Source organism: Bradyrhizobium monzae (assembly GCF_021458635.1).
Classification (GTDB): domain Bacteria; phylum Pseudomonadota; class Alphaproteobacteria; order Rhizobiales; family Xanthobacteraceae; genus Bradyrhizobium.
In genome coordinates this window covers 17,332-42,923 of the sequence record NZ_JAIRDQ010000009.1, presented here as the reverse complement: position 1 = coordinate 42,923, position 25,592 = coordinate 17,332, and the positions used below count along the sequence as shown (strand labels likewise).

Genomic DNA, 25,592 nt, shown 5'->3' with positions numbered 1-25,592 from the left:
CGAAATCCTCTTGCAAATGCCCCAGAGGATGGTGGCCCGCAATGCGGGCGGATTCAATCGTCGATTGTCGGTTCCCGTGAAGTTCTGAATCAGACCGCCAGCTGCCGCGCCGCGGCCAGCCCGGCCAGCGCCTCGTCCAGCTTCTCCCGATTGAGCGGCTTGATCAAAAATCCGTTCATGCCGGCCTCGAAGCAGGCGTAGCGATCTTCCACCAGCGTGTTCGCCGTGAGCGCGAGGATTGGTGTGTGGCGCCCGCCCGTGGAAGCTTCATGGGCGCGGATGCGTTTTGTTGCCTCGATGCCGTCGAGCTGCGGCATCTGGATGTCCATCACGACCAGATCATAGGGCGTGCCGGCGGAGCTCGCCGCGAGCCAGGATTCCAGCGCGGCCTCGCCATGGACCGCGATGACGACGCGGTGCCCGAGCTTTGTGAGGAGCGACCGCATCAAGAGCGCGTTGATCTCGTTGTCTTCGGCGACGAGGATCGAAAGACCTTTCGCGGGCGTTCCGACTGCGGCGGGCTCGACAGGCTCGGGCGCGAGATCGGGCGAGGCGACTTCCGGCGTCAGCGCGAGACGAGCGGCGAGGGAGGCCGCGCGCAACGGCTTGACCAGGAAGCCGGTGAAGGCCGGCGAAAGCTTGTCATGACGGGAGCTCGGCGTCAGCAGCACGAGCCGCTGCGTCGCGTGGGCGCGGGCGACTTCGCCCAGGCGGTCGGTGACTAACGGACCGAGGGCGCGATCGACCAACACCGCATGCCATGGGCGTTCCGGCAGCAGCGCCTCGGCCACGGCTGCGTCGGCGACCAGGCAGGTCTGGCCGCCCCAGCGTTCCAGCCGCCGCGCGATCAGCGACGCTTCGATGCCGTCGGCCACCAGCAGGATCGATTTGCCGGCGAGGTCCGGACTCGGAAACGCGGTTTGTCCGGCATCACCGTGCGATGGCGCGAGTGGGATTGCGACCTCGAAGGTCGAGCCCTGAGCCGGGGCGCTCTCCAAGGTGATCCGACCGCCCATCCGCTTGACGATGCGCTCGCTGATGGCGAGGCCAAGCCCGGTGCCGCCATAGGTGCGGGCGACGCGGTCGTCGGCCTGCTCGAATTCGCGGAAGATGCGCTGCTGCGCGTCGGGCGCGATGCCAATGCCGGTATCGCGGACCAGGAAGCTGATTTCGTTCGGCCAGATGCCGGGCTCGACGATCAGCGCCACGCCGCCGCTTGCCGTGAATTTGATGGCGTTGCCGGCGAGGTTGAGCAGCACTTGGCGCAGCCGTGCGGCATCGCCCACGACTTCCAGCGGAAGGCGCTCGTCGACATAGGCCGCGATCTCGAGGTTTTTCGCCTGCGCGCGCGGCGCCAGGAGCTCCGTGACCTCCTCGATCAAGGTCGAGAGCGCAAAGGGACGCTGGTCGAGATCGAGCTTGCCGGCTTCGATCTTGGAATAGTCGAGCAGCTCCTCGATCAGCGCCATCAGCGCTTCGCCCGAGGTTTTCACCGCCCTGGCGTAAGTCGTCTGCTCCGGCGTCAGCGCAGTGTCGAGCAGGAGCCCACCCATGCCGATGATGCCGTTCAGGGGGGTGCGGATCTCGTGCGAGGCCATCGCAAGGAAGCGCGATTTGGCGCGGTTGGCGGCGTCGGCCTGGTCGCGCGCATCCGACAGCGCGCGTTCGCTTTCGGTGCGGTCGGTGACGTCGCGGCCGACACTCTGCAGTTCGGCGGGCTGGCCGGCGTCGTGCCGCACAAACCCTTCGCGCCAGGCGATCCAGCGCGCGCCGAGCGGGGTGGAAATCCTCTGGTCGTGGATGCGCGTGCCGTTGCTCTCGCGCGCGCTGTCGCCCTGCTCCATCACGTCGAAGTCGAATCGCGTGCCGACCAGCGCGCTGCGCGTCTGCCCGGCTAGCGCGCAATAGGCGTCGTTGGCAAAAGTGATGCGACCCTCATGGTCGCGCAGCACGATCAGGTCGCTCTGCGATTCGAACAGGCTGCGGGCGCGCTCTTCGGCTTCCTTCAGCTCCCAATTGCGATCGATCAGCGCCTCGTTGTGGGCGGCGAGCTTCTTCATCCGCTTGTTGATGAAACGCAGCCGCATGCTGAGCGTCGCCAACCCAAGGCAGGCCAGCGCAAACAGGAAGCTCGCGCCGATCGCAAAATTGTTGGGATCGTAGCCTGAATTCGGCGCGCGGCTGCCGGTGACGAAGCCATAGGCGCCGCCGAACGTCGCCGAGAAAATCATGAAGGAGCGGATCGCGAAGGCAATTCGGGGGTGCTGTCGCCTGAAGCGGCGCATGCGCACCTTGATCCGGAACGTCCGACCCATTGCCACCGACCCCGACTCTTATCCGAAACCCGCCACCGCCGTTTGCGACGATGTCTCGCCGACCTTGCGAACAGCTTGAGGCTTTGCGGCGGCTTCGAAACAGGGTTGACGAGGTGTTAACGCCCTAAAGCATGATCCGGAAAAGTGTGTAGCGGTTTTCCCTCGCGACAAACGCGGAACGCGTTTGCGCGGAGATCATGCTCAAACAACAACCTGAAGGGCGATCGCGCTTCAGAGCGAGGCGGCCTGAAGGGGGAGCGGACGGTTGCCGCGGGCGCCGACGATCAGGGCTGCCGCTTCCTTCTGCGAGAATGTCTTCGAGCGCACATAGATGCGGTAATCAGCCGGGCCATCAGTGGAGAGATAGATCACCGGACCGCCATCGATCGGCTGCGAGGCAATCGTAATGAGGCGGGTCGACGGATTGCCCTGGCAGGCGCCCGGCTCGTCGCTTGCGCCATCGTCGACGACTGCGAAGTCAGCAGCATCGGCATCGTCGGTGATCTGAACCCGCACCGTGGCCCGCTCCGGATCTTCGGTGAAGGCGACGTGGACGCCGGCCGTCCAGAACAGGGATGTCAGCTCGACCGAGGTCTCGCCGAGGGCGATGCAGGGATGCGAGACCGATCCGATCTCGTTGCGGGCGAACACCGCAGCCGCCAACAGGGGAACCACCGAGGCCAGGATCTTGAAACGCAACATGACACGCTACTCGCCGGGCCCGAATGGAACTGATGGGCCGTATGGTTTGCAGAGCGTAAAGGAAACTCGTTACCGTCGGGTTGATGCGCTGGATGATCAGGCCATCTGGCGCACATCCTCCGCGAGTGCGCGGTAGGACAGCGCTTCGGCGAGATGCAGCCGGCCGATCCTGTCGGCACCGTCGAGGTCGGCGAGCGTGCGCGCCACCCGCAGCACGCGGTGATAGCCGCGCGCCGACAGCCGCATGGTCTCGGCGGCATCGCGCAGCAGCTTCTGTCCCTGCGCATCCGGCTTGGCGATGTCCTCCAGCACCGACGCCGGCGCCTCGGCATTGGTGCGGACCTGCGGCAGGCCGGCATCGGCGTAGCGCGCGAGCTGGATGTCGCGCGCGGCTGCCACGCGCGCGGCGACTTCGGCGGAGCCTTCCGCCGGCGGCGGCAGGATCAGATCGGCCGCGGTTACAGCCGGGACCTCGATGCGCAGGTCGATGCGGTCCATTAGCGGTCCGGAGATGCGTGCCTGGTAGTCGCCGGCGCAGCGGTCGATGCGGCCGCGCTTGCAGGCATAGCCCGGCTCGAACGCATTGCCGCAGCGGCACGGATTCATCGCTGCGATCAGCATGAAGCGCGCGGGGTAAGTCACGCGGTGATTGGCGCGGGAGACCGAGACCTCGCCGTTTTCCAGCGGCTGGCGCAGCGAATCCAGCACGCGCGGATCGAACTCGGGCAGCTCGTCGAGGAACAGCACGCCCTGATGCGCCAGCGATATCTCGCCGGGCCTTGCGCGCGCGCCGCCGCCGGTGAGCGCGGCCATGCTGGCGGAATGATGCGGCGAACGAAACGGCCGCCGCGATGTCAACGCGCCACCCTCGATCTCGCCGGCGACGGAGGCGATCATCGAGACCTCGAGCAACTCGCCCGGCGACAGCGGCGGCAGGATCGAGGGCAGGCGCGCCGCCAGCATCGATTTGCCGGCACCAGGCGCGCCGATCATCAGCAAATGATGTCCGCCCGCGGCCGCGATCTCCAGCGCGCGCTTGGCGCTCTCCTGGCCCTTGATGTCGCGCAGATCGAGCGGCGAGGTGGCTGCCTCGTGCACCTTCGGCACGGGCCGTGACAGCACTTGCGTGCCCTTGAAATGGTTGGCGATCTGAATCAGCGAATGCGCGGCGACGATCTGGATATCCGGGCTCGCCCATGCCGCTTCCGAGCCGCAGGCCGCCGGGCAGATCAGGCCTTCCTCGCGCACATTGGCGCCGATCGCGGCGGGCAGAACGCCGGCCACAGGCGCGATCGAGCCGTCGAGGCCGAGTTCGCCGAGCACGGTGAAGCCGGTCAGCGCATCGGGCGGGATCGCGCCGATCGCCGCCATCAGCCCGAGCGCAATCGGCAGGTCGTAATGGCTGCCTTCCTTGGGCAGGTCGGCCGGTGCGAGATTGACGATGATCCGCCGCGCCGGCAGCGCCAGCCCCGAGGCGATCAGCGCCGAGCGGACCCGCTCGCGCGCCTCCGACACCGCCTTGTCGGGAAGGCCGACGATGGCAAACGCCGGCAGGCCCGGCGCGACCTGCACCTGCACGTCGACCGCGCGGGCCTCGATCCCCTCAAAGGCGACTGTCGAAACCCGCTGAACCATGCTGCTCCCCTCGCACAATTAGGGGTAGCAGAGCCGGGCCGGCCTGACAAGAACAATACGGGAACAAAGTCGAGGGCGCCGCGAAGACCTAACCAATCGTAAACGGGGTCCCGAGACTACGCCTCGAATGCGACCGGCTCTCCTCAGCACATTCCAACGAATGTCCGCTACTCCTAGGGCTGCGGGATGGGCCGTGATCTAACGGGTGAACAATTCAAATGCTTGCAAATCGCCGCAGAAGCGAACGTCGGGTGTGCACGCGGCTCGCCAAGATCCATCTTGGTGCTGGCTCGCTGCCGCGGGACTGCACGATCACGGATATCTCGGATGGCGGCGTGAAGGTCGTGGCCGAATTCCTGGAAGTGCCGCCGCAATTCACCATCATTTTCGCACCCGACTATTCCCGCCAATGCCGCCTGCGCTGGCGCATCGGTTGCGAATTCGGTGCGGAATTCACCGATTAAGCCCAACAGGCACGCGTCCTTAACGGGAATTTAGCGTTAATCGGCAAAGCATCTCTGATCAGTCCGCCGGCGGTGATCAGAGTATGTCCAAGCGTTCGTGCCTTGCCTCTCCCCCGGCGAGATTCCTGCTTCCCGCGCTTCTGCTGCTTGCCCTCGGTGGCTGCCAGACCACGAGCCTGGAGGATGTGACCGGCGCGCTTGGCGTCGGTGGCAAGTCGGAGCCTGCCACTACGGCGGACGCCAAGCCTGACATGAATGGCTTGCGCGAGCGCTATCGCGCCAAGCCCAGCGACGCCAAAATCGCGCTCGACTACGGCATGGCATTGCGCGAGACCGGTCAGCGCGCCCAGGCGGTCGCGGTGATGGAGCAGGCCGTGCTCGCCCATCCCAGCAATAAGGCGCTGCTCGCCGGCTATGGCCGCGCGCTCGCCGACAATGGCAATTTCCAGCAGGCTTTCGATGTGCTCGGCCGTGCGCACACGCCCGAGGATCCGGACTGGCGCATCCTGTCGGCGCAGGGCGCGGCGCTCGATCAGCTCGGCCGCAACGAGGAAGCGCAGCAATATTATGCCGCCGCGCTGAAGATCGTGCCACACGAGCCGACCGTGCTGTCCAATCTGGGCCTATCCTACATGCTGCAAAACAATCTGGCGAAGGCCGAACAGGTGCTCGGCCGCGCTTATCAGCGCAATCAAAACGATGCGCGGGTCCGCGCCAATTTTGCGCTCGTGCTGGGATTGCAGGGCCGCGAGGCCGAGGCCGAGACCATCGTGAAGGCCGATCTGCCGCCGGATCAGGCGGCGGCAAAGGTCACGGCGCTGCGCCAGCTGCTGTCGAAGAAGCAGCAGCAGCGGGCGGAGAAGTAATCCGCCGCTGCTGAGAGTCCCGCTCGCGCGAAAACGCGCTCGCGTTACGACGCCTTGCGATGCGGAGCGTGTGCGCGTCCGGTCCTGCCCTTCAGCTTCTTCAAGAGCGGTCCGAGCAGCGAACGCTTCGGCTTCTTCACCTCGCCGCGTCCAGCGAGGCGGTTGGCCATGTTCTGGAACAGCTCGGTGGTGCGGTGGCTCTTGGAGACCTCGGCGATCATCTGGCCGTTGTTCGCGGCGGTCGAGAACAGCTTTGAATCGAACGGGATCACCGCGAGCGGCTGGCTCTCCATGGTCTTGGCGAACGATTTGACGTCGATCTCGGCGCGCTTGTGCATGCCGACCTGGTTGATGCAGTAGAGCGGCGGCCGGTCGTTCGGCCGCGCCGCCTTGAGCACGGTCAGCATGTTCTTGGTGTTGCGCAGGTTCGCGAGATCCGGCTCGGTCACGATGACGATGTCGTCGGCGTTGACCAGCGCGCGCTTGGTCCAGGCCGACCATTGATGCGGCACGTCGAGCACGATGCAGGGCGTGGTCATGCGCAGCGTGTCGAAGATCGCATCGAAGGCTTCCGCGCCGAAATCATAGACGCGATCAAGGGTGGCGGGTGCAGCAAGCAGGCTGAGGCGTTCGGTGCATTTGGCGAGCAGGCGCTCCATCAGCGCGGTGTCCGGCCGGTCCTGCGACAGCACCGCGTTGGCGATGCCCTGCGCCGGGTCCTGGTTGTAGTCGAGGCCGGCGGTGCCGAAGGCGAGATCGAGATCGATCACGACGGAATCGAGCGCGAGGTCGCGCGCGATGGTCCAGGCCACGTTATGCGCGACGGTGGAGGCGCCGACGCCGCCCTTGGCGCCGACCACCGCGATGACGCGGCCGGTGATGATGGCCTCGGACGCCGAGAACAGGCTGCAGATCGAGCGCACGACGTCGAGGGTTTCGACCGGCCCGACCACGTAATCGTTGACGCCGCGACGCACCAGCTCGCGATAGGGGGCGGTGTCGTTGGGATTGCCGATCACGACCACGCGGGTGCCGGGGTCGCAGACGCCGGCGAGGTCGTCGAGCCCTTCGAGGATGTCACGCGTGCCGTCGGACTCGATCACGATGACGTTCGGCGTCGGCATCGTGTCATAGACTTCGATCGCCGCGGCGAGGCCGCCGCTCTTGGCGGTGAGATGCGCCTTGGCGAGACGGCGGTCCTGGCCGGCCGCGGTCACCGCGGCGAGCGTCTGCTCGGTCTCGCAAAAGGCCTGCACCGAGATCCGGGGGACCGGCGCAATGTGTTCCTCGGGGTGCTGCGGATCGTCCGCCTCGTCGTCGTGGAAGTCCGTCATTTGCCTGTATCGCTGAGTTTGGCCTTGTCAGCCTCGGGATATGCGGTCGCCGTGGCCGTGCCCTTGCGGTAGCGGTCGAAGGCGATGTCGCGCCGTGCGGTATAGGCTGGCGTCTCCGCGCGCGGCTGCTCGAGGTCGGCGGGGTTGTCGATCATCGCGGCAAGATTGCGCTGGGTGGCGCAGCCGAGATTGAAATAGGGCTGGTTCTCGTTGTAGCCGGGGTCGAGGATCGACGGTCCCACGTCCTCGGGCCACAGCCCGCAGGGGCCGGCGACCGCGGCGATCTTGGAATAGCTCAGCCGGATGGTCGGCAGCAGGGCGGGATCTTCGGGCCGATAGGGATGCTGGACGATGGCGCGCGACGGCACGCCGCCCGAGCCCAGCACGGCGCGGATCTCGCGATAGGTCGCAGCAGCCGCGCGCGAATTCGCGGTGTCGATGGGCACGTCGACGACGACGGAGCCGGTGCCTTCGCGCACCCAGTCCTGGGCAATGCCCATCACGTCGGCGTGCTGCGCGGCCGAGAGTCCGCCGCGCGCCTTGCCGACGAAGATCACGATCGAGCGCTTGCCTTCCTGCACCGCGATCGGGTGACGCATGCGGTAATCGGTCGGCACCGTCTGGGTGGTGACGACGTCGCCCGTGGTGTTGCAGGCTCCCAGCATGACGGAGAGCCCCGCCAGCGCGAGCGCGATGCGCAAATTGCGACGTCGATCATTTGTCTTCGTCATCGCGTGGTCCCCTCTTGCCCGAATCTTGCCCCGGTCCCCAAACCGTTGGTGTCAGTCGATGATGAAGCCGAAATCACCGGCATTGCCGTCGATCGGATCGACCCGGCGTGCGATGCCGTAGAGGCGGTTCATGCGGCCGAGCAGCGCGGACTGCGCATCCGAGGACGGCGCGAAGCCGTCATCGGGCCGCGACAATTCCTTCTGGGCCACCGCGCGCACCACATAGGGTGTCACGATCACCATCAGCTCGGTCTCGTTGTTGACGAAGTCCTGGCTGCGGAACAGCGCGCCGAGGATCGGCACCTGGTCGAGGCCGGGCAGGCCGTTGACGGCCTGCTTGGTCTGCTGCTGGATCAGGCCGGCCATCGCCATCGAGCCGCCCGAGGGAATTTCCAGCGTCGTCTCGGCGCGACGGGTCTGGACCGAGGGGATGGTGATCGAGTTGGTCGTGCTCGCGGACAGCGCCTGCGACACCGTGATGGCGTTCTGGTTCGATAGCTCGGAGACCTCTGTCATCACCCGCAGGCTGATCCGGCCTTCGCTCAGCACGACCGGGGTGAAGTTCAGGGAGATGCCGAACTTCTTGTAGACGATCTGGGTGGTACAGACATGCGTGGTCGGATCGCAGGAATAGCCCCCGGGAATTGGAAATTCGCCGCCGGCGATGAAGGTCGCCGATTCACCGGAGATCGCCGTCAGGCTCGGCTCGGCCAGGGTGCGCATCACGCCGGCGGTTTCCATCGCGCGCATCGTGGCGCTGACGGTGGCAACGCCCTTGGCGAGGCCGGCAACCCCGAGCCCGTTGCCGCTGACCAGCGGTCCGCCGCTGGCCGAGAACGGGTTGGAATTGTTGAAATTCACCACCGCGGTGCCGGCATTCAGGCTGGCGCTGAGATCGACGCCCAATTGCTTGACGATGTCGCGGCGGACTTCGCCGACGACGACCTTCAGCATCACCTGGTCGCGGCCGCGCACGACGATGTTGTTGACGACCTTGTCGGCGCCGCCGACGAGCTTGGCGGCGACGTCGCCGGCCTGCTGGGCCTCGACCGGGCTCGACACCGAGCCGGTGAGCATCACGCTGTCGCCGACGCCCTCGATCTGCACACCCGGCAGCGATGAGCGCAGCGCCGTGCGCATGCCGTTGAGGTCGCGCTTGACCGCGATGTCGTAGGACGCAACTTGCTGGCCGTCGGCGGTGAAGAACACCACGTTGGTCTGGCCGACCTGGCCGCCGATGATGTAGGCGCGCTGCGCCGAGCGGATCACCGCATTGGCGATCTTGGGATCTGCCACCAGCACGTCCTTGACCTCGCGCGGCAGGTCGATGACGACCGACTTGCCGACGCCGAGCGACAGCGAACGCGTCCGCGCCGGCGCGATGGTCGCGACCGGCGACACGCCGAGATCCGGCGCCTGCATCGGCGCCTGGTCTCCGACCGGCGCATCCGCAGCGCGGACGAGATCGGGGGCTGCGACCAGCCCCAGTATCAGCATTGCCCCTGCCCAGAACGAGCCGGCGCGCTTCCCCCGAATGCGCAGGCCCATCCGATTGCCCCCGTAGTTCATCATGTCCCCATCACTTCTGTGACGTCATTTGTCGCGTTTGCACGCCGTAGCGGATCACGTTCACGCCGCTGCTCTGCCGCTGCTTGAGCGCCTGGTCCTCCGGCCCACCGTCGGAGGCGCTGGCATCGGCGATGCTGCGCAGTGCGAGTGTCAGCGAGCCGCCCTGGCGCGAGGCCGAGAGCGTCGCGACCTGATCGGGCCTGAGCTCGAGCGTGACTGTCTTGCCGACCACGGCGTTCTGGCCGTCCTTTTCCTTCGGCGCCTGGTCGATGGCGAGCACGCGGATATTGGTCAGGATGACCTCTGACAGGATCAGGTCATTGCCGCCGGTCGAGCCGTTGGCGCCGTCGGGATTCTTCAGGCGTCGCGTCAGGACGATGTCGACGTGGTCGTTCGGCAGGATGAAGCCGCCGGCGGCGGTCTCGGCCGAGATCTCGGTGGACACGGCGCGCATGCCGGACGGCAGGATCGCGGCCATGAAGCCGGAGCCGTCCGCCCTTACCAGCTTCTGCTCGCGGATCGGCTCGCCCTGCATCAGGGGTACGCGCGCGATCGAGCCGGCGATCTGGGTCTGTGCGTCGGGCCTGCTGTCGCGGCGGATAAAGGCGCTGCTTGCAGTCGATTGCGGCCAGGTCTGCCATTGCAGATCTTCGGCCTTCACGGCCTGGCCGAGCTGAATGTCGGATTTGGCGACGAGCACCTCGACCGTCGGCAGCTTCTCGGCCACCGGGAGCGCGGGCGCGGACTTGTTGTCGTAGCCGCTCGCCAGATACGCAGCGACGCCGCCGGCGCCCAGCGCGATGACGAGAACGACAATGCGTGCGGTGTTCATACGCTTCTACTCTTACGCGGGGCACTCGAACCGCACGTGGCGGGTTCCCCCGCATCGATGAGTAGGGAGTAAAGGTATAAGGGGTGTTGCGAGGCCGAGTGTGATGGTCAGTGACGGCGCGCGTTTTGGGCAGATGGTGAATGCCGCGTTAGCCGCGCGGCCGGTGAGCCCGTAGATTCACGCACGCGCGCTCATGCGTTCGCATGAGGCGCGCGGCGTCATGGTGAATGGGTGGTTAGTGGCGCGCGGGACGTTAGGAGCGCCGTCCGAAACGATGTTGGTGGCCCGTCATCCTGAGGTGCGAGCTCCTGCGAGCCTCGAAGGATGCACGGCCCCGATGCCTCGACGTCGCCACCAGCCGGGCCGTCGCCCTTCGAGGGCCGCTGAAGAAGCGGCCACCTCCAGCGACAGCGGCTTCGCCGTTGCGCGGGGGTGACGGTTATAGATTGGTGCGCCGAGCTGCGAAGACTACTTCGCCCGCTTCTGTTCGATCACGTCCCAGATTTTGGCCGCAACGTCCGGGCCGCCGAGCCGTGCGATGGCACGGATGCCGGTGGGCGAGGTCACGTTGATCTCGGTGAGGTTGCCGTTGATGACGTCGATGCCGACGAACAGCAGGCCGCGCTCGCGCAGTGCCGGGCCGACGGTGGCGCAGATCTCGCGCTCGCGCGGGGTCAGCTCGGTCTCCTTTGCCGCGCCGCCGCGCACCATGTTGGAGCGGAGGTCGTCGGCGGCCGGCACGCGGTTCACGGCGCCTGCGAACTCGCCATTGACCAGGATGATGCGCTTGTCGCCGAGCTTCACCTCGGGGATGAACTGCTGGATCACCCAGGCCTCCTTGAAGGTGACCGAGAACATGTCGAACAGCGAGCCGAAATTCATGTCCTGCGGCATCACGCGGAATACCGCGGCGCCGCCATGGCCGTGCAGCGGCTTCATCACGACGGCACCGTGCTTGTCGCGGAATGCGTTGATCTCATCCAGGTCGCGCGAGATCAGGGTCGGCGGCATCAGCTGCGGAAAATTCATCACGAACAGCTTCTCGGGCGCGTTGCGCACCGCAGCGGGATCGTTGACGACCAGCGTCTTCGGGTGAATGCGCTCGAGCAGATGCGTCGAAGTGATGTAGGCAAGATCGAACGGCGGATCCTGGCGCAGCAGCACCACGTCGAAGCCGTTCAGCGCCTCGCGCCTGGGCTCGCCGAGGGTGAAATGATCGCCGGGCTCGTCGCGCACGGTCAGGAGCTGGACCGGCGCGACGATCTCGTCGCCGACCATCGAGAGCTTGTCGGGCGTGTAATAGGACAGGCCGTGGCCGCGCTTCTGTGCCTCCAGAAGCAGCGCAAAGGTGGAGTCGCCCTTGATGTTGATGCGGGCGATGGGGTCCATCTGGACGGCGACGTTCAGTTTCATGGTCTGCCTTTCAGGTCGAGGCGTCGAATGCCGCCAACACATGGCGTGGAAGTGATCGCGGCGCAATCAGCATCGCGTCGAATCGCAATTCGAATTCCGCATGCTCGGGATGCGTGGCCAGCCAGCCCTGCGCGGCGTCGATGATGCGCCGCTGCTGGCGCTGCGTCACCGCGTAGGCGGCCTCATCGAGGCTGGCACGCGCCTTGACCTCGACGAATGCGATCAGGTTGCGACGCCGCGCCACCAGATCGATCTCGCCATGCGGTGTGCGGTAGCGCTTGGCCAGAATGCGATAGCCCTTCGCTATCAGGAAAGCCGCGGCGCGGCTCTCGGCCGAGATGCCGGTGCGGAACGCGGCGACGCGCTCGGGCGAGGCGATCTTCGGTTCCTGTTGCGGTTCTGGCTTGGGTTCCTGGACGCCCTTAGTCTTCGCCATCGCCGCCCCGCAAATCTTTTGCGAGCTCGAGCGCGCGGGCATAGACCTCGCGGCGGGGCCGGCCGGAGAGCGCGACCGCATGCGCGACGGCGTCCTTGACGCTGTGCGAGGCGAGCTGATCGCGCAGGAGATCGTCCAGCGCATCCGCTGTCAGCACGTCTGCATCCGCGGCAGGCGGAGCGATCACCAGCACGAATTCGCCGCGTGTCTCCAGCGTGTCTGCCTCGCGCGCCAGCTCGTCGAGCTTCGCGCGCGAAATCTCCTCATGCAGTTTTGTCAGCTCGCGGCAGATTGCGGCCTCGCGCGTGCCCATGATCTCGGCGAGCTCGGCAAGTGTGTCCTGCACCCGGTTGCCGGATTCGAACATCACCAGCGTCGCATCGATGCGGGCGAGCTCGGCCAGGCGCGACCGCCGCGCGGCGGATTTCGCCGGCAAAAAGCCCTCGAAGAAGAAGCGGTCGGTCGGCAGTGCCGCAACCGACAGCGCCGCCAGCACGGAGGACGGGCCCGGCAGTGCATAGACCGCATGGCCGGCGGCGCAGACCTCGCGCACCAGCTTGTAACCGGGATCTGAGATCAGCGGCGTGCCGGCGTCCGATACCAGCGCGACCGAACCGCCTGCGGCAAGCGCCTCCAGGATCTTTGGGCGGGCGGCCTCGGCATTGTGCTCATGATATTGCTTGAGCTGCGCCGAGATGTCGTAGCGTTCGGTCAGGCGCCGCGTGATGCGGGTGTCCTCGCAGGCGATGACGTCGACCCCGGCCAGCGTCTGCAGCGCGCGCAGGGTGATGTCGCCGAGATTGCCGATCGGGGTCGCGACCAGATAGAGGCCGGCCGCCGGCTTCGGCACCGCGAACCGATGGGCGTCGATCGAGAAACCGCGCGGGGCGGCGTCCGTAGCTTCAGTCGTATTTATCGGGGCCGGCTTTGCGCGCATAATGAATCGAACTTAGGCATGATCCCTGGGGCTGGGAACCGGTCCCTTGAAAAAGATCGTACCGGGGGGAAGGGGCGAGGAAGGACTGGAATGTGATCCATCCGGCATCACATTCTTTAGGGAAGTAAGCGTCAGCGCCATATTCGCGGCGGAAACACCGCCTTGATGCTCGAGTGACGGACGGTGGACAGCCAACCATGACGTGAAGGGTAGCTGCGTTAAGTGGTCGTTATCCTTTTGTTTTGGTTAACTATTTACCGACAATATGCCTGAATCCGCGGCTTCTGTCGCGGCAAGATTTGCTGTGATCGGCCGGCAACGGAAGATCAGAAGAAGAGTTGCCATGGTCGGCCCTCGTGATCCGAAGTCTCCCGTACAGGGCCCCCGATTAACAAGGGCGACCCGGCGGAGTGCGCTTGGTCTGCTGCTCGGCACGCCCTTGCTGTCGGCCTGCGCCGGCGTGCAGCAGAGCCTCAGCCAGTTTTCCAATCCGTTCTCAAGTTCCTCACCGACCCCGGCCCAGCCGGCCGGCCCGCCGCAGCAGGCGACCACCGCCGGCACCGGCGGCGTGAAGGTTGCCGTGATCCTGCCGCTCTCGGCCGCCGGCAATGCCGGGCTCGCCGCGCAATCCATGCGCAACGCCGCCGAGATGGCGCTGGCCGAGTTCCAGAACCCGAACATCCAGCTGCTGATCAAGGACGACAATGGCAGCCCGCAGGGCGCGCAAGCCGGCGCGCAGCAGGCGGTCGACGAAGGCGCCGAGATCATTCTGGGGCCGCTGTTCGCGCAGTCGGTCCCGGCCGTGGCCCAGGTCGCGCGGACGCGCGGCATCTCGGTGATGGCGTTCTCGACCGATTCGAGCATCGCCGGCCGCGGTGTCTACCTGCTGAGCTTCCTGCCGGAGTCCGACGTCAATCGTATCGTCGAATATTCCGCCAGCATCGGAAAACGCTCCGTCGCCGTGCTCGTGCCTGACAATGCATACGGCAATGTCGTCGAAGCCGCGGTGAAGGCCGCGGTGCCCCGGCGCGGCGGACGCATCGTCGCGTTCGAGAAATACGGCGCCGACCGCGCGACGGCGGCGCGCAACGTAGCGCAGCAACTCGGCAGTGCGGATGCGCTGTTCATTGCCGATGACGGCGATGCCGTCGTCTCGGTCGCGGATGCGTTGACCGCAGCGGGCGCGAATTTGCGCAACATCCAGCTGCTCGGCACTGGCCTGTGGGACAGCCCGCGTGTCTATGCCAGCCCAAGCTTGCAAGGCGGCCTCTATGCCGCGCCGGATCCAGCCGGCTTCCGCGCCTTCTCCGGCCGTTACCGCACCAAATACGGCGCCGATCCGATCCGCACCGCAACGCTCGCCTATGACGCAGTCGCGCTCGTGGCAGCGCTCGCGCGCACGCAGGGCACCACGCGCTTCTCGTCGGACGTGCTCACCAACCCGTCGGGCTTCGCCGGCATCGACGGCCTGTTCCGCTTCCGCGCCGACGGCACCAATGAACGCGGGCTCGCGGTGATGAAGGTCACGACGGGTGGCGGTGTCGCGGTGGCGGGTTCGCCGAAGAGCTTTGGCGCGTAACGAGTTCTCGTTACGCCGCGAGATCTGCGACTACGGCATCGAGCACCGGGAATCCGCTGCTCGTCACGCGCAAACGGCCTGTTGCATCCACCGTGATCGCGCCTTCCTCACGCAAGAGCGTGATGCGCTTGGGGTCGAGCGAGCGGCCCGACAGCGCCCTGTAGCGCTCGGGGTCGATACCTTCGGCCAAGCGCAGTCCCATCAGCAAAAATTCGTCGGCGCGCTCTTCGCTGTTGAGGAGATCGTCGGTGACCACGCCGTGGCCGCTGCTTTCGACGCGCATCAGCCAGGCTTCGGGGCGCTTCTCGGTGGCGGTGGCATGGCGCACGCCGTCGATGTCGAGGCGGCCATGCGCGCCGGGGCCGATGCCGGCATATTCTTCGCCGCGCCAGTAGACCAGATTGTGCCGGCACTCGGCACCGTGCCGCGCGTGGTTGGAAATCTCGTAAGCGGGCAGGCCAAGCTTGTCGCAGGTCTCCTGCGTCACGTCGTAAAGCGCGCGCGCGACGGCTTCGTCCGGCGTCTTCAGTTTCCCGGCCTGGTGCAGGCCGAAGAACGGCGTGCCTTCTTCGATCGTCAATTGATAGAGCGACAGATGCTCCGCCGCTTCGTCGATTGCGAGACGCAGTTCATCGGCCCACATCGCCGGCGTCTGGTCGGGACGGGCATAGATCAGGTCGAACGAGTAGCGGTCGAATGAGCGGCGCGCGATCGCGACGGCGTCGAGCGCCTCGCGCGCGCTGTGCATGCGGCCCAGCGCTTTCAGCGAGGCATCGTCGAGCGCCTGCACGCCGAGCGAGACGCGGTTGACGCCGGCGGTGCGATAACCGGCGAAGCGCGTAGCTTCGACACTGGTCGGATTTGCCTCGAGCGTCACTTCGACGTCGCTGGCAACTTTCCAGTGCTTGCCGATCGCGTCGAGCACGGCGCCAACGGTTGCCGGCTGCATCAGCGACGGCGTGCCGCCGCCGAGGAAGATCGAGGTGACCTCGCGGCCGGGCGAGCGCTGGGCCGTCGTTTCGATCTCGCGGGCGAAGGCGGATGCAAAGCGCGCCTCGTCGATCGCGGCGTGGCGGACATGGCTGTTGAAGTCGCAATAGGGGCACTTCGACAGGCAGAACGGCCAGTGCACGTAGACGCCAAAGGCTTCCTTAGCGCGGCTCAAGGCAGATCTCCGCCAGTTTCACGAAGGCGCGGGCGCGGTGCGACAGGCCGAGGCCAAGCGGCGGCAGGCCGTGCTTCTCGATGCTTTCCATCTCGCCGAAGGTGCGGTCGTATCCATCCGGCAGGAACATCGGATCGTAGCCGAAGCCGGCGGTGCCGCGCGGCGGCCAGACCAGCGTGCCGTCGACGCGCGCCTCGACCTCGTCGAGATGGCCGTCGGGCCAGGCGACGCAGAGCGCCGAGACGAAATGCGATTTACGTTTGTCGGGCGTGGTGGCGCCGCGCTCCTGCAACAGACGCTCGATCTGCGCCATCGCGGCAGCGAAGTCTTTGCTCGGACCAGCCCAGCGTGCGGAGAAAATGCCGGGCGCGCCGTCGAGCGCGTCGACCACGATGCCGGAATCATCGGCGAAAGCGGGAAGCCTGGTCGCCTGCGCCGCAGCGATCGCCTTGATCGCGGCGTTGCTGCGGAAATCGTTGCCGGTCTCGTCCGGCTCGGACAGGCCGAGCTCACCGGCCGACACCACCTCGATGCCGTGAGGCGCGAGCAGCTCCTTCATCTCGGCGAGCTTGCCGGGATTATGGGTCGCGATGACGAGCTTTCCGGTGATTCGGCGGTGCATGGGCCTATTGACTACGCGACAGCCAGTTTCTGCAAGTCCACGAGACGCGCGATGCCCTTTTGCGCCAGGGCGATCAGCGCCAGGAACTCGTCCTGCGTAAAGGGCTCGCGTTCCGCCGTGCCCTGCACCTCGATGATGCGGCCATCGCCGGTCATGACGAAATTGGCGTCGGTCTCGGCTTCCGAATCCTCGGCATAGTCGAGATCGAGCACCGGCTTGCCCTGATAGATGCCGCAGGAGATCGCGGCGACGTTGTCGCGCATCACGTTGGCCTTGATCATGTTGCGCGTCTTCATCCAGTTGATGCAGTCGGCGAGCGCGACCCAGGCACCGGTGATCGAGGCGGTGCGGGTGCCGCCGTCGGCCTGGAGCACGTCGCAATCGACCGTGATCTGGCGCTCGCCGAGCGCTTCGAGATCGACGATGGTGCGCAACGAGCGCCCGATCAGGCGCTGGATCTCGACGGTGCGGCCGCTCTGCTTGCCGGCGGCGGCTTCACGGCGGGTGCGTTCGGAGGTCGCGCGCGGCAGCATGCCGTATTCGGCGGTGACCCAGCCGCGGCCCTGGCCCTTCAGCCAGGGCGGCAAGCGGTCTTCCAGCGTGGCGGTGACCAGCACATGGGTGTCGCCGAATTTCACGAGGCAGGAGCCTTCCGCATATTTGACCACGCCACGCTCAAGCGTCACGGGGCGCAATTCGTCGGGCGCACGGCGGCTTGGCCGCATGGGGAATCCTCCAAAACTCTCGGAAAAGGGCTATTCGCGGTGCTTGTAGGTGGGGTGAGGGTGGGCGGCAAGGGGAAAGGACAAGGCTTTTTCACCCCCGTTTTTCCACCCCGCAAACGCCACGCTTGTCAGAACCCTCGGGGATGGACAAATTATGAGTATCTGAGAGGAGTTACCGTCTGTGGCCCATCACGATCCGATCCATCTGATCGCGCCGCGCGCAGGCCTCGCCCAGCTCAACGAGCGTTCTCGCGACATCTTTCGTCAAATTGTCGAAAGTTACCTCGCGACCGGCGAGCCGGTGGGCTCGCGCAACATCTCGCGGCTGATTGCGATGCCGCTGTCGCCGGCCTCGGTCCGCAATGTCATGGCCGATCTGGAACATCTCGGCCTGATCTACGCGCCGCACACCTCCGCCGGCCGGCTGCCGACGGAACTCGGTCTGCGCTTCTTTGTCGACGCGTTGATGCAGGTCGGCGACCTCAACGAGGCCGAGCGGCAGTCGATCCAGAGCCAGCTGACCTCCGTCGGCCAGGCCCAATCGGTCGAGGCGGCGCTCGATCAGGCGCTGACGCGGCTGTCGGGTCTCACCCGCACCGCGGCGGTGGTTTTGACGCCGAAATCAAACACCCGGCTGAAGCACATCGAGTTCGTCCGGCTGGAACCCGAGAAGGCGCTGGTGATCCTGGTCGGCGAGGACGGCCAGGTCGAAAACCGCGTGCTGACGCTGCCGCCGGGAGTTCCCTCCTCGGCCATCACCGAAGCCGGCAATTTCCTCAATTCGCGGATTCGCGGCCGGACGCTCGCCGAGGCGCGGCTCGAGCTGGAAACCGCGCTCGGCGAGGCCCGTGCCGAGCTCGATCAATTGACCCAAAAGGTGATCGCGGCCGGAATTGCGAGCTGGTCCGGTGGCGAGAATGAGGACCGCCAGCTGATCGTTCGTGGCCACGCCAATCTGCTGGAAGATCTGCACGCGCTGGAGGATCTCGAGCGGGTGCGGCTGCTGTTCGACGATCTCGAGACCAAGCGCGGCGTGATCGACCTGTTGGGGCGTGCGGAAACCGCCGAGGGCGTGAGGATTTTCATCGGTTCGGAGAACAAGCTGTTTTCACTGTCGGGCTCCTCCACCATCATCTCGCCCTATCAGGATGCCACCGGCCGCATTGTCGGTGTTTTGGGCGTGATTGGGCCGACGCGGCTGAATTACGCCCGCGTGATCCCGACCGTGGACTACGCCGCCCGCATCGTCAGTCGGCTCCTGGGGGGCTGACCGGCATTTGAGCCGATCACGGGCGCTTGATTTTCAGCGCCCGAAGCACGATATCCGGGCCAGCAAAATCCCGAAGACCGAAAAGAGAGCCGATGACCGATCGAGACCGGCAACCCGAAGACACGACTGCCGCGGCCGACGAGCCGGTGGTGTCAAAACCCTACATCATGCCCGACGATCCGGAGCCGGGTTCGGTGGAATTGCTGCAGAAGGAAGTCGCCGAGGCGCGCGACCGCATGCTGCGGACGCTGGCGGAGATGGAAAATCTGCGCAAGCGCACCGCCAAGGAGGTCGCGGACTCCAAGCTCTACGGCGTCACCGGCTTTGCCCGCGACGTGCTCGACATCGCCGACAACCTTCAGCGCGCCCTCGATGCCGTTCCGGCCGAAGCCCGTGCCGCGGCGGATCCCGGCCTGACCGCGCTGATCGAGGGCGTCGAGCTGACCGAGCGTTCGCTGCTCAACGCGCTGGAAAAGCACGGCGTCAAGAAGTTCGATCCGCAGGGCCAGAAGTTCGATCCGAACTTCCAGCAGGCGATGTACGAGGTGCCGGACGCGTCGGTGCCCGCAGGCACCGTCGTGCAGGTCATGCAGGCCGGCTATACCATCGGCGAGCGCGTGCTGCGCCCGGCGCTGGTCGGTGTTGCCAAGGGTGGCGCCAAGCCTGCGCCCGCCGCGAACAGCAACGAAGCGAACTGATCGATCCTCAGTCGCGAGGAGCGCGCTCGCGCGTCTCCTCGCCTTGAGGGTTTGGTCGAGATGCGCGCCTTACGCGCTGACCGCGATATCGGCAGACTGAATCCGCTTCACGCCGGCCTTGGCCATATCGGCCCACGCCTTGGCGAGCGAGCCCTGATTGTCGATGCCGCGGCAGGCGTCTTCCACGACATAGACCTCAAAGCCCGCCTTGCGCGCATCGAGCGCGGTCCAGGCGACGCAGAAATCCGTCGCGAGACCCGCAACGAAGACGCGCTTGATCTTGCGGCCTTTCAGATAGCCGGCAAGTCCGGTCGAGGTCTTGCCGTCGGCTTCGAGGAACGCCGAATAGCTGTCGACGTCCTTGTGAAAGCCCTTGCGGATGATGAGCTCGGCCTGCGGGATCGAGAGATCCTTCGACAGCGACGCACCGTCGGTGCCCTGCACGCAATGGTCGGGCCACAGCACCTGCTTGCCGTAAGGCAGCTCGATGGTCTCGAACGGTTTCTTGCCGGAATGCACTGACGCGAACGAAACGTGGCCGGGCGTGTGCCAGTCCTGCGTCATCACCACGTTCGAAAACGCTTTCGCCATCTTGTTGATGACGGGCACGACCTGCTCGCCTTCCTTCACCGCGAGGCTGCCGCCGGGCAGGAAGCAGTTTTGGACGTCGATCACGAGCAGCGCGGATGTGTCGTCCGGCTTGATCGTGGCCGCCGCGAAAAGTGCGGTTGGAGCAAGGCTCGCGAGCGCCGTGGTCCCCAGCGCCGCCAAGATTTGTCGTCGATCCAGCATCGTCCGCCTCCCCTCGAGGTTGATCCAATGAAGGGAAGCCTAATTCCGTTCGTGTACGAACAGAAGCCCGAAAATGCAGCCGGTTTTGGCTAGCGGTTGGGCTGCTAACCCGAGGTTTTTAACCTCAGGTTCTAACCCCGGGTTTCTAACCCTTCGGCTGGATGCCGTCGCGCACGGCGCGGAAGCGGGTGAAGGCGTCCGACCACTGGTCGCGCGGCGCGCTGGCGATGATGCGCAGCGAAGTGCCACCGGACGCGAAGCGGATCCACTGCACCACGGTCACCGGCGTCTTGTCCTTGCCACTGACGCCGTCGATCCGGGTCTCAAAGCCCGGCTGGCCGTTGATGCGGATCGGCTCGGACATGGTGACGCGGGACTCGCGCACGCCGGGGATCTGGAGCGCGGCTTCCTGGGCGAAGCGGGCGCGGTCGTCGGCCTGCTGCGGGGTCGCGCCGATCAGGCCGAGGATCATGAACGGCTTCGATTCATAACCCGAGCTCTCGTTGCCGTCGGCCAGGATGATGCTCGCGCCCGGCACCAGCGTGCGGATGTCCTTGAAGCTGGCGAGATCTGTGATCTTGAACGGCATCAGCCCGATCTGCTCGTCGGCCGAGACCTCCTTGCGGGTTACGGCGGTCGCAAACATCTGCCGCACCGCCTCGTCGGTGTAGATCTTCGACGCGTTCTCGGGGACCTGCACCGCGACGTAGCCGGAGAAGCCGGTGCCCGGCACGATCATCGAATAGCGCTTCACCAGGGTCGTGCCGGCCTTGCCGCTCTCGGTGGTGAAATAGGCGAGGCCCGCTTGCGTCTCGATCTTGTCCGGCTTGACGCCGTTAGAGCCATTCGGATTGGCGCTGAGGGCGCCCACGACCTCGCCGTAAGCCGCCGGCGGCAGCTCGGTGATCAGCACCTTGACGCTGCCGTCCTCGCTCTCGAAACCGGGAAAGGTTTTTGCCGTGTTCAGCCCGACCAGCGGCACCATGCCGAGGCGCAAGCCGGGCGGGTAGACGGCATCTGCGGCGAGCGCCGGAAATGCCGTGGCAACGAGGAGGGCGAGCGCGGCGAGGGGGCGGGTCAGCTTCATGGGCACTCTGATTGGTTCACATTGAGGCCGTTCGATGGTCGGCGACTGGGCCGCTTTGTCGCGCGAAGCAGCCCCATGACGAGGCTGTCCGGCCGCCGCCTTTTAGCGGGTTTGGTTTGCCGGTAACAGGGCAGGGCAGCTCACGGTGGCGGGGCCGGCTGAGGCCTGAACCTGTTAATAATTCATCACCTGCAAGGGCGGTTCAGCCCGGATATGTTCTTCCAAAACCCAATGTTTTCACGGTCGAAACTTGCGGTCGGTCCTTGCGGGGCCCACCCCCCCTCCTATATGAGCCTTCAATCATCGCAATATCGCGGATGTTTGATCTTAGGGGGTTCGGTTCGGGTGCCTTCTGGGCCCAGCCAACCTGCCGCAAAAACAAGGATATCAGGACCATGGGAAAGGTCATTGGGATCGACCTCGGCACCACGAATTCGTGCGTCGCCGTGATGGATGGCAAGAACGCCAAAGTTATCGAGAATTCCGAAGGCATGCGCACGACGCCTTCGATCGTCGCCGTAACGGACGACGGTGAGCGCCTCGTCGGCCAGCCTGCCAAGCGCCAGGCCGTGACCAATCCAGAGCGTACGTTCTTCGCAGTGAAGCGCCTCATCGGCCGCCGCTATGACGACCCGATGGTCGAGAAGGACAAGAAGCTCGTTCCGTACAAGATCGTGAAGGCCTCCAACGGCGACGCCTGGGTCGAGGCCGACGGCCAGAGCTACTCGCCCTCGCAGGTCTCGGCGTTCATCTTGCAGAAGATGAAGGAGACCGCGGAAGCCCATCTCGGCCAGAAGGTCGACCAGGCGGTCATCACCGTTCCCGCCTACTTCAACGACGCCCAGCGCCAGGCCACCAAGGACGCCGGCAAGATCGCGGGCCTTGAAGTGCTGCGCATCATCAACGAGCCGACCGCGGCTGCGCTGGCCTATGGTCTGGACAAGACCAAGACCGGCACGATCGCCGTGTACGATCTCGGCGGCGGCACGTTCGATATCTCCATTCTCGAAATCGGCGACGGCGTGTTCGAGGTGAAGTCGACCAACGGCGACACCTTCCTCGGCGGCGAAGACTTCGACATGCGCCTCGTTGGCTATCTGGCCGACGAGTTCCAGAAGGAGCAGGGCATCAACCTGCGCAACGACAAGCTCGCGTTGCAGCGCCTGAAGGAAGCCGCTGAAAAGGCCAAGATCGAGCTGTCGTCGACGACGCAGACCGAGATCAACCTGCCCTTCATCACCGCGGACCAGACCGGCCCGAAGCATCTGACGATGAAGCTCACCCGCGCCAAGTTCGAAGCGCTGGTCGACGACCTCGTGCAGAAGACCGTCGAGCCCTGCCGCAAGGCCCTGAAGGACGCCGGCGTCACTGCCGGTGAGATCGGCGAAGTCGTTCTGGTCGGCGGCATGTCGCGCATGCCGAAGGTCCAGGAAGTCGTGAAGCAGCTGTTCGGCAAGGAGCCGCACAAGGGCGTCAACCCGGACGAAGTCGTGGCGATCGGTGCCGCGATTCAGGCCGGCGTGCTCCAGGGCGACGTCAAGGACGTGCTGCTGCTCGACGTGACCCCGCTGTCGCTGGGCATCGAGACGCTGGGCGGCGTGTTCACCCGCATCATCGACCGCAACACCACGATCCCGACCAAGAAGAGCCAGGTGTTCTCGACCGCCGAGGATAACCAGAACGCGGTTACCATCCGCGTCTTCCAGGGCGAGCGTGAAATGGCGGCCGACAACAAGATGCTCGGTCAGTTCGACCTGATGGGCATTCCGCCGGCCCCGCGCGGCATGCCGCAGATCGAGGTGACCTTCGACATCGACGCCAACGGCATCGTCAACGTCTCGGCCAAGGACAAGGCGACCGCCAAGGAACAGCAGATCCGCATCCAGGCCTCCGGCGGCCTGTCGGAAGCCGACATCGACAAGATGGTCAAGGACGCCGAGGCCAATGCCGCGGCCGACAAGCAGCGCCGCGAGGCGGTCGACGCCAAGAACCACGCCGATGCGCTGGTGCATTCCACCGAGAAGGCACTGGCCGAGCATGGTTCGAAGGTCGGTGAGACCGAGCGTCGTGCCATCGAGGACGCCGTCAGCGACCTCAAGGAAGCGCTGAAGGGCAGCGATGCCGAGGCGATCAAGGCCAAGACCACCACGTTGGCCCAGGCTTCGATGAAGCTCGGTGAGGCCATGTACACGCAGCAGGCCGAGGCTGACGCCAAGAGGGATGCGGCCAAGGACGACGTCGTCGACGCTGAGTTCACCGAGGTCGACGACGACAAGAACAACAAGAAGTCTGCATAAGCCCCGAGAGGGTATGATGCGGACGGCTTGGACCCCACACGCTCAGTCGGCCTCCCCCTTCAGGGGGGAGGCTGTCGTGTCGGGTTTGATGGGCGGGATGCCCGTTACGATCGATCAATTCCCAGACGCTATGCTCAACGCTGCCATGCAGCCCTCTGCCGCTGGGCGGAAGGCTGCCTATATCGTTGCGTGGCGACGTTGTTTCGCTCCGACTTGAATCGCGATTGGATAGACCGAGTTGAACATGTCCACGTCCGCCAAGCGCTGCTATTACGAAACCCTCGAAGTCGAACGCTCTGCCGACGATTCCGTCCTGAAATCGTCCTTCCGCAAGCTTGCGATGAAGTTTCACCCCGACCGCAATCCCGGGGACGACACCAGCGAGGTCAAGTTCAAGGAAATCAACGAGGCCTACGAGGTCCTGAAGGACAAGGACAAGCGCGCGGCCTATGACCGTTTCGGCCATGCCGCGTTCGAGCAGGGCGGTCCCGGCGGCGGCGCCGGCTTCGGAGCGGGCTTCGCCTCCTCCTTCTCCGACATCTTCGAAGATCTGTTCGGGATGGCCGGCCAGCGTGGCCGCGGCGGCCGCGAGCGTGGCGCGGACCTGCGCTACAACATGGAAATCACCCTCGAGGAAGCCTTTGGCGGCAAGACCGCGCAGATCGAGATTCCCGTCTCGGTCACCTGCGAGGCCTGCTCGGGCATCGGTGCCAAGGCCGGCACCAAACCCAAGACCTGCTCGATCTGCGGCGGCGCCGGCCGCGTGCGGCAGTCACAGGGCTTCTTCACGCTCGAGCGCACCTGCCACGGCTGCCAGGGCCGCGGCCAGATGATCGAGGACGCCTGCCCGTCCTGCTCGGGCCAGGGTCGCGTGACCCGCGAGCGGAATCTGTCTGTCAATATTCCCCAGGGCGTCGAGGACGGCACCCGGATCAGGCTCGCCGGCGAAGGCGAGGCCGGCGTCCGCGGCGGCCCGCCCGGCGACCTCTACATCTTCCTGTCGCTGGCCCAGCACCAGTTCTTCCAGCGCGACGGCGCCGATCTGCATTGCCGTGTGCCGATCTCGATGGTGACCGCCGCGCTCGGCGGCGAATTCGAGGTGCCGACCATCGACAAGGCCAAGGCCAAGGTGAAGGTCCCGGCCGGAACCCAGTCCGCCCGCCGATTCCGCATTGCATCAAAGGGCATGCCGGTGCTGCGCTCGCGCCAGACGGGCGACATGTACGTCCAGGTCGTGGTCGAGACCCCGCAGAACCTCACCAAGAAGCAGCAGGAATTGCTGGCCGAGTTCGATAAGCTCTCCTCCGGCAATACCCAGCCGGAATCCGAGGGCTTCTTTACCAAGGTCAAGGATTTCTTCGGTAATCGGGCGAACTGACTCGTCTTGACCGTGCCGCCTTCGGCCTATACGTCTTTATGACCATTTTCTGACACGCCGCGGTCACGCGGTCTCGTCCCGTCCGGTCCAGACATGCCATTGCCGTCGTCCGCGCGTGCGTTGAAGAAGCCCCGTCTTGATGACGAGGTGCGCTTTCTCAGATCGTGGATCGAAAAGCCCCTCCACATGGGCGCGGTGATGCCGTCGGGCAAGCTGCTGGCCCGGACCATGGCTCATTACGTCGACGTCGATTCGGATGCTCCGGTGGTCGAGCTTGGACCCGGCACAGGTGCCATCACCTCGGCGCTGGTCGAGCGCGGCGTCGATCAGAAGCGTCTCGTCCTCGTCGAGTACAATCCCGGCTTCTGCGCGCTTTTGCGCGACCGCTATCCGCAGGCCAAGGTGGTGCAGGGCGATGCCTATCGCCTGCGCGACACGCTCTGGAACGTCTTGAGCGCACCGGCTAGCGCGGTGGTCTCCGGCCTGCCGCTGGTCACAAAGCCGATGCTGACGCGGCTGCGGCTCATTCGCGATGCCTTCACGGCGCTCGCGCCCGGCGCGCCCTTCGTCCAGTTCACCTATGCGGTGGTGCCGCCGATCCCGAAATCGCTGCCCGGCGTGTCCACAGAGGCCTCGGAACGGATCTGGATGAACCTTCCGCCGGCCCGCGTCTGGGTGTATCGCAAGGACTAATTCCGCCGGCTTCCTCCGATGCGCGGCGGGCTCGTTTCGCCGAACGTATTGG

At 65.7% G+C, this 25,592-nt stretch carries 23 protein-coding genes; 8 read left to right on the top strand and 15 right to left on the bottom strand.

The features are described from left to right. Positions 1-89 precede the first annotated feature (89 nt). The 3 genes from K3F49_RS28045 to K3F49_RS28035 form a co-directional block, all read right to left on the bottom strand. Positions 90-2,315: a PAS domain-containing hybrid sensor histidine kinase/response regulator gene (locus K3F49_RS28045; protein ID WP_234684141.1), complete on the bottom strand. Its 2,226-nt coding sequence runs from the start codon at positions 2,313-2,315 to the stop codon at positions 90-92. A gap of 231 nt (positions 2,316-2,546) precedes the next feature. After that, positions 2,547-3,017 (bottom strand): hypothetical protein, encoded by a 471-nt coding sequence (locus tag K3F49_RS28040; RefSeq protein WP_234684140.1) that lies wholly within the window; start codon positions 3,015-3,017, stop codon positions 2,547-2,549. Between the two features lie 96 nt (positions 3,018-3,113). Next, positions 3,114-4,652 (bottom strand): YifB family Mg chelatase-like AAA ATPase, encoded by a 1,539-nt coding sequence (locus K3F49_RS28035; RefSeq protein ID WP_234684139.1) that lies wholly within the window; start codon positions 4,650-4,652, stop codon positions 3,114-3,116. Between the two features lie 218 nt (positions 4,653-4,870). Here K3F49_RS28035 and K3F49_RS28030 point away from each other — a divergent pair, with 218 nt between their 5' ends. Both K3F49_RS28030 and K3F49_RS28025 read left to right on the top strand, forming a co-directional pair. After that, positions 4,871-5,116 carry a PilZ domain-containing protein gene (locus K3F49_RS28030; RefSeq protein ID WP_200297365.1) on the top strand — a complete coding sequence of 82 codons (246 nt, stop codon included), beginning with the start codon at positions 4,871-4,873 and terminating at the stop codon, positions 5,114-5,116. An 83-nt stretch (positions 5,117-5,199) separates the two neighbouring features. Beyond that, positions 5,200-5,982: a tetratricopeptide repeat protein gene (locus tag K3F49_RS28025; RefSeq protein WP_234684138.1), complete on the top strand. Its 783-nt coding sequence runs from the start codon at positions 5,200-5,202 to the stop codon at positions 5,980-5,982. 44 nt (positions 5,983-6,026) lie between these two features. Here the strand turns inward: K3F49_RS28025 and K3F49_RS28020 are convergent, their stop codons facing one another. The 7 genes from K3F49_RS28020 to rsmI all read right to left on the bottom strand — a co-directional run bounded on the left by K3F49_RS28020 (position 6,027) and on the right by rsmI (position 13,234). Continuing rightward, positions 6,027-7,316 carry an AAA family ATPase gene (locus K3F49_RS28020; protein ID WP_234684137.1) on the bottom strand — a complete coding sequence of 430 codons (1,290 nt, stop codon included), beginning with the start codon at positions 7,314-7,316 and terminating at the stop codon, positions 6,027-6,029. Further along, on the bottom strand, positions 7,313-8,047 hold the full coding sequence (locus K3F49_RS28015; RefSeq protein ID WP_234684136.1) for a CpaD family pilus assembly protein: 735 nt from the start codon (positions 8,045-8,047) through the stop codon (positions 7,313-7,315). The genes K3F49_RS28020 and K3F49_RS28015 overlap by 4 nt, the downstream gene beginning before the upstream one ends. 51 nt (positions 8,048-8,098) lie before the next feature. Then, a complete protein-coding gene (locus K3F49_RS28010; RefSeq protein WP_234684372.1) occupies positions 8,099-9,616 on the bottom strand; it encodes a type II and III secretion system protein family protein in 1,518 nt (505 codons plus the stop codon). A 10-nt stretch (positions 9,617-9,626) separates the two neighbouring features. Beyond that, positions 9,627-10,448 carry a Flp pilus assembly protein CpaB gene (gene cpaB / locus K3F49_RS28005; protein ID WP_234684135.1) on the bottom strand — a complete coding sequence of 274 codons (822 nt, stop codon included), beginning with the start codon at positions 10,446-10,448 and terminating at the stop codon, positions 9,627-9,629. A 468-nt stretch (positions 10,449-10,916) separates the two neighbouring features. After that, the gene (gene gshB / locus K3F49_RS28000) at positions 10,917-11,861 is read right to left on the bottom strand and encodes a glutathione synthase (RefSeq protein ID WP_234684134.1); all 945 of its coding nucleotides are present in this window, start codon (positions 11,859-11,861) and stop codon (positions 10,917-10,919) included. A gap of 10 nt (positions 11,862-11,871) precedes the next feature. Then, a complete protein-coding gene (locus tag K3F49_RS27995; RefSeq protein WP_234684371.1) occupies positions 11,872-12,297 on the bottom strand; it encodes a YraN family protein in 426 nt (141 codons plus the stop codon). Continuing rightward, positions 12,284-13,234 carry a 16S rRNA (cytidine(1402)-2'-O)-methyltransferase gene (gene rsmI, locus K3F49_RS27990; RefSeq protein ID WP_234684133.1) on the bottom strand — a complete coding sequence of 317 codons (951 nt, stop codon included), beginning with the start codon at positions 13,232-13,234 and terminating at the stop codon, positions 12,284-12,286. The genes K3F49_RS27995 and rsmI overlap by 14 nt, the downstream gene beginning before the upstream one ends. Positions 13,235-13,577: 343 nt before the next feature. Here rsmI and K3F49_RS27985 point away from each other — a divergent pair, with 343 nt between their 5' ends. Beyond that, positions 13,578-14,813, top strand: a complete 1,236-nt coding sequence (locus K3F49_RS27985; RefSeq protein ID WP_234684132.1) for a penicillin-binding protein activator — start codon at positions 13,578-13,580, stop codon at positions 14,811-14,813. 10 nt (positions 14,814-14,823) lie between these two features. Here K3F49_RS27985 and hemW read toward each other — a convergent pair whose 3' ends face one another. The 3 genes from hemW to rph are packed head-to-tail and all read right to left on the bottom strand — an operon-like array spanning position 14,824 to position 17,325. Next, positions 14,824-15,978 carry a radical SAM family heme chaperone HemW gene (gene hemW, locus K3F49_RS27980; RefSeq protein WP_234684131.1) on the bottom strand — a complete coding sequence of 385 codons (1,155 nt, stop codon included), beginning with the start codon at positions 15,976-15,978 and terminating at the stop codon, positions 14,824-14,826. After that, the gene (locus K3F49_RS27975; RefSeq protein WP_234684130.1) at positions 15,965-16,600 is read right to left on the bottom strand and encodes a non-canonical purine NTP pyrophosphatase; all 636 of its coding nucleotides are present in this window, start codon (positions 16,598-16,600) and stop codon (positions 15,965-15,967) included. The genes hemW and K3F49_RS27975 overlap by 14 nt, the downstream gene beginning before the upstream one ends. A gap of 11 nt (positions 16,601-16,611) precedes the next feature. Continuing rightward, on the bottom strand, positions 16,612-17,325 hold the full coding sequence (rph, locus tag K3F49_RS27970) for a ribonuclease PH (protein ID WP_148777231.1): 714 nt from the start codon (positions 17,323-17,325) through the stop codon (positions 16,612-16,614). A gap of 181 nt (positions 17,326-17,506) precedes the next feature. Here rph and hrcA point away from each other — a divergent pair, with 181 nt between their 5' ends. Both hrcA and grpE read left to right on the top strand, forming a co-directional pair. Then, the gene (gene hrcA / locus K3F49_RS27965; RefSeq protein WP_234684129.1) at positions 17,507-18,595 is read left to right on the top strand and encodes a heat-inducible transcriptional repressor HrcA; all 1,089 of its coding nucleotides are present in this window, start codon (positions 17,507-17,509) and stop codon (positions 18,593-18,595) included. Between the two features lie 92 nt (positions 18,596-18,687). Then, positions 18,688-19,293: a nucleotide exchange factor GrpE gene (gene grpE, locus K3F49_RS27960; RefSeq protein ID WP_234684128.1), complete on the top strand. Its 606-nt coding sequence runs from the start codon at positions 18,688-18,690 to the stop codon at positions 19,291-19,293. A gap of 69 nt (positions 19,294-19,362) precedes the next feature. Here grpE and pncA read toward each other — a convergent pair whose 3' ends face one another. Then, entirely contained in the window at positions 19,363-20,085 is a 723-nt protein-coding gene (gene pncA, locus K3F49_RS27955) for a bifunctional nicotinamidase/pyrazinamidase (RefSeq protein WP_234684127.1), read from the bottom strand. Between the two features lie 145 nt (positions 20,086-20,230). Further along, positions 20,231-21,172, bottom strand: coding sequence for a hypothetical protein (locus K3F49_RS27950; RefSeq protein WP_234684126.1), 942 nt, complete (start codon positions 21,170-21,172; stop codon positions 20,231-20,233). Positions 21,173-21,567: 395 nt separating this feature from the next. Here K3F49_RS27950 and dnaK point away from each other — a divergent pair, with 395 nt between their 5' ends. The 3 genes from dnaK to K3F49_RS27935 all read left to right on the top strand — a co-directional run bounded on the left by dnaK (position 21,568) and on the right by K3F49_RS27935 (position 25,540). After that, positions 21,568-23,469 (top strand): molecular chaperone DnaK, encoded by a 1,902-nt coding sequence (dnaK, locus tag K3F49_RS27945; RefSeq protein ID WP_234684125.1) that lies wholly within the window; start codon positions 21,568-21,570, stop codon positions 23,467-23,469. A 244-nt stretch (positions 23,470-23,713) separates the two neighbouring features. Further along, entirely contained in the window at positions 23,714-24,847 is a 1,134-nt protein-coding gene (gene dnaJ, locus K3F49_RS27940) for a molecular chaperone DnaJ (RefSeq protein ID WP_234684124.1), read from the top strand. A gap of 93 nt (positions 24,848-24,940) precedes the next feature. Further along, positions 24,941-25,540 (top strand): class I SAM-dependent methyltransferase, encoded by a 600-nt coding sequence (locus tag K3F49_RS27935; RefSeq protein ID WP_027534962.1) that lies wholly within the window; start codon positions 24,941-24,943, stop codon positions 25,538-25,540. The last annotated feature ends 52 nt before the right edge of the window (positions 25,541-25,592 follow it).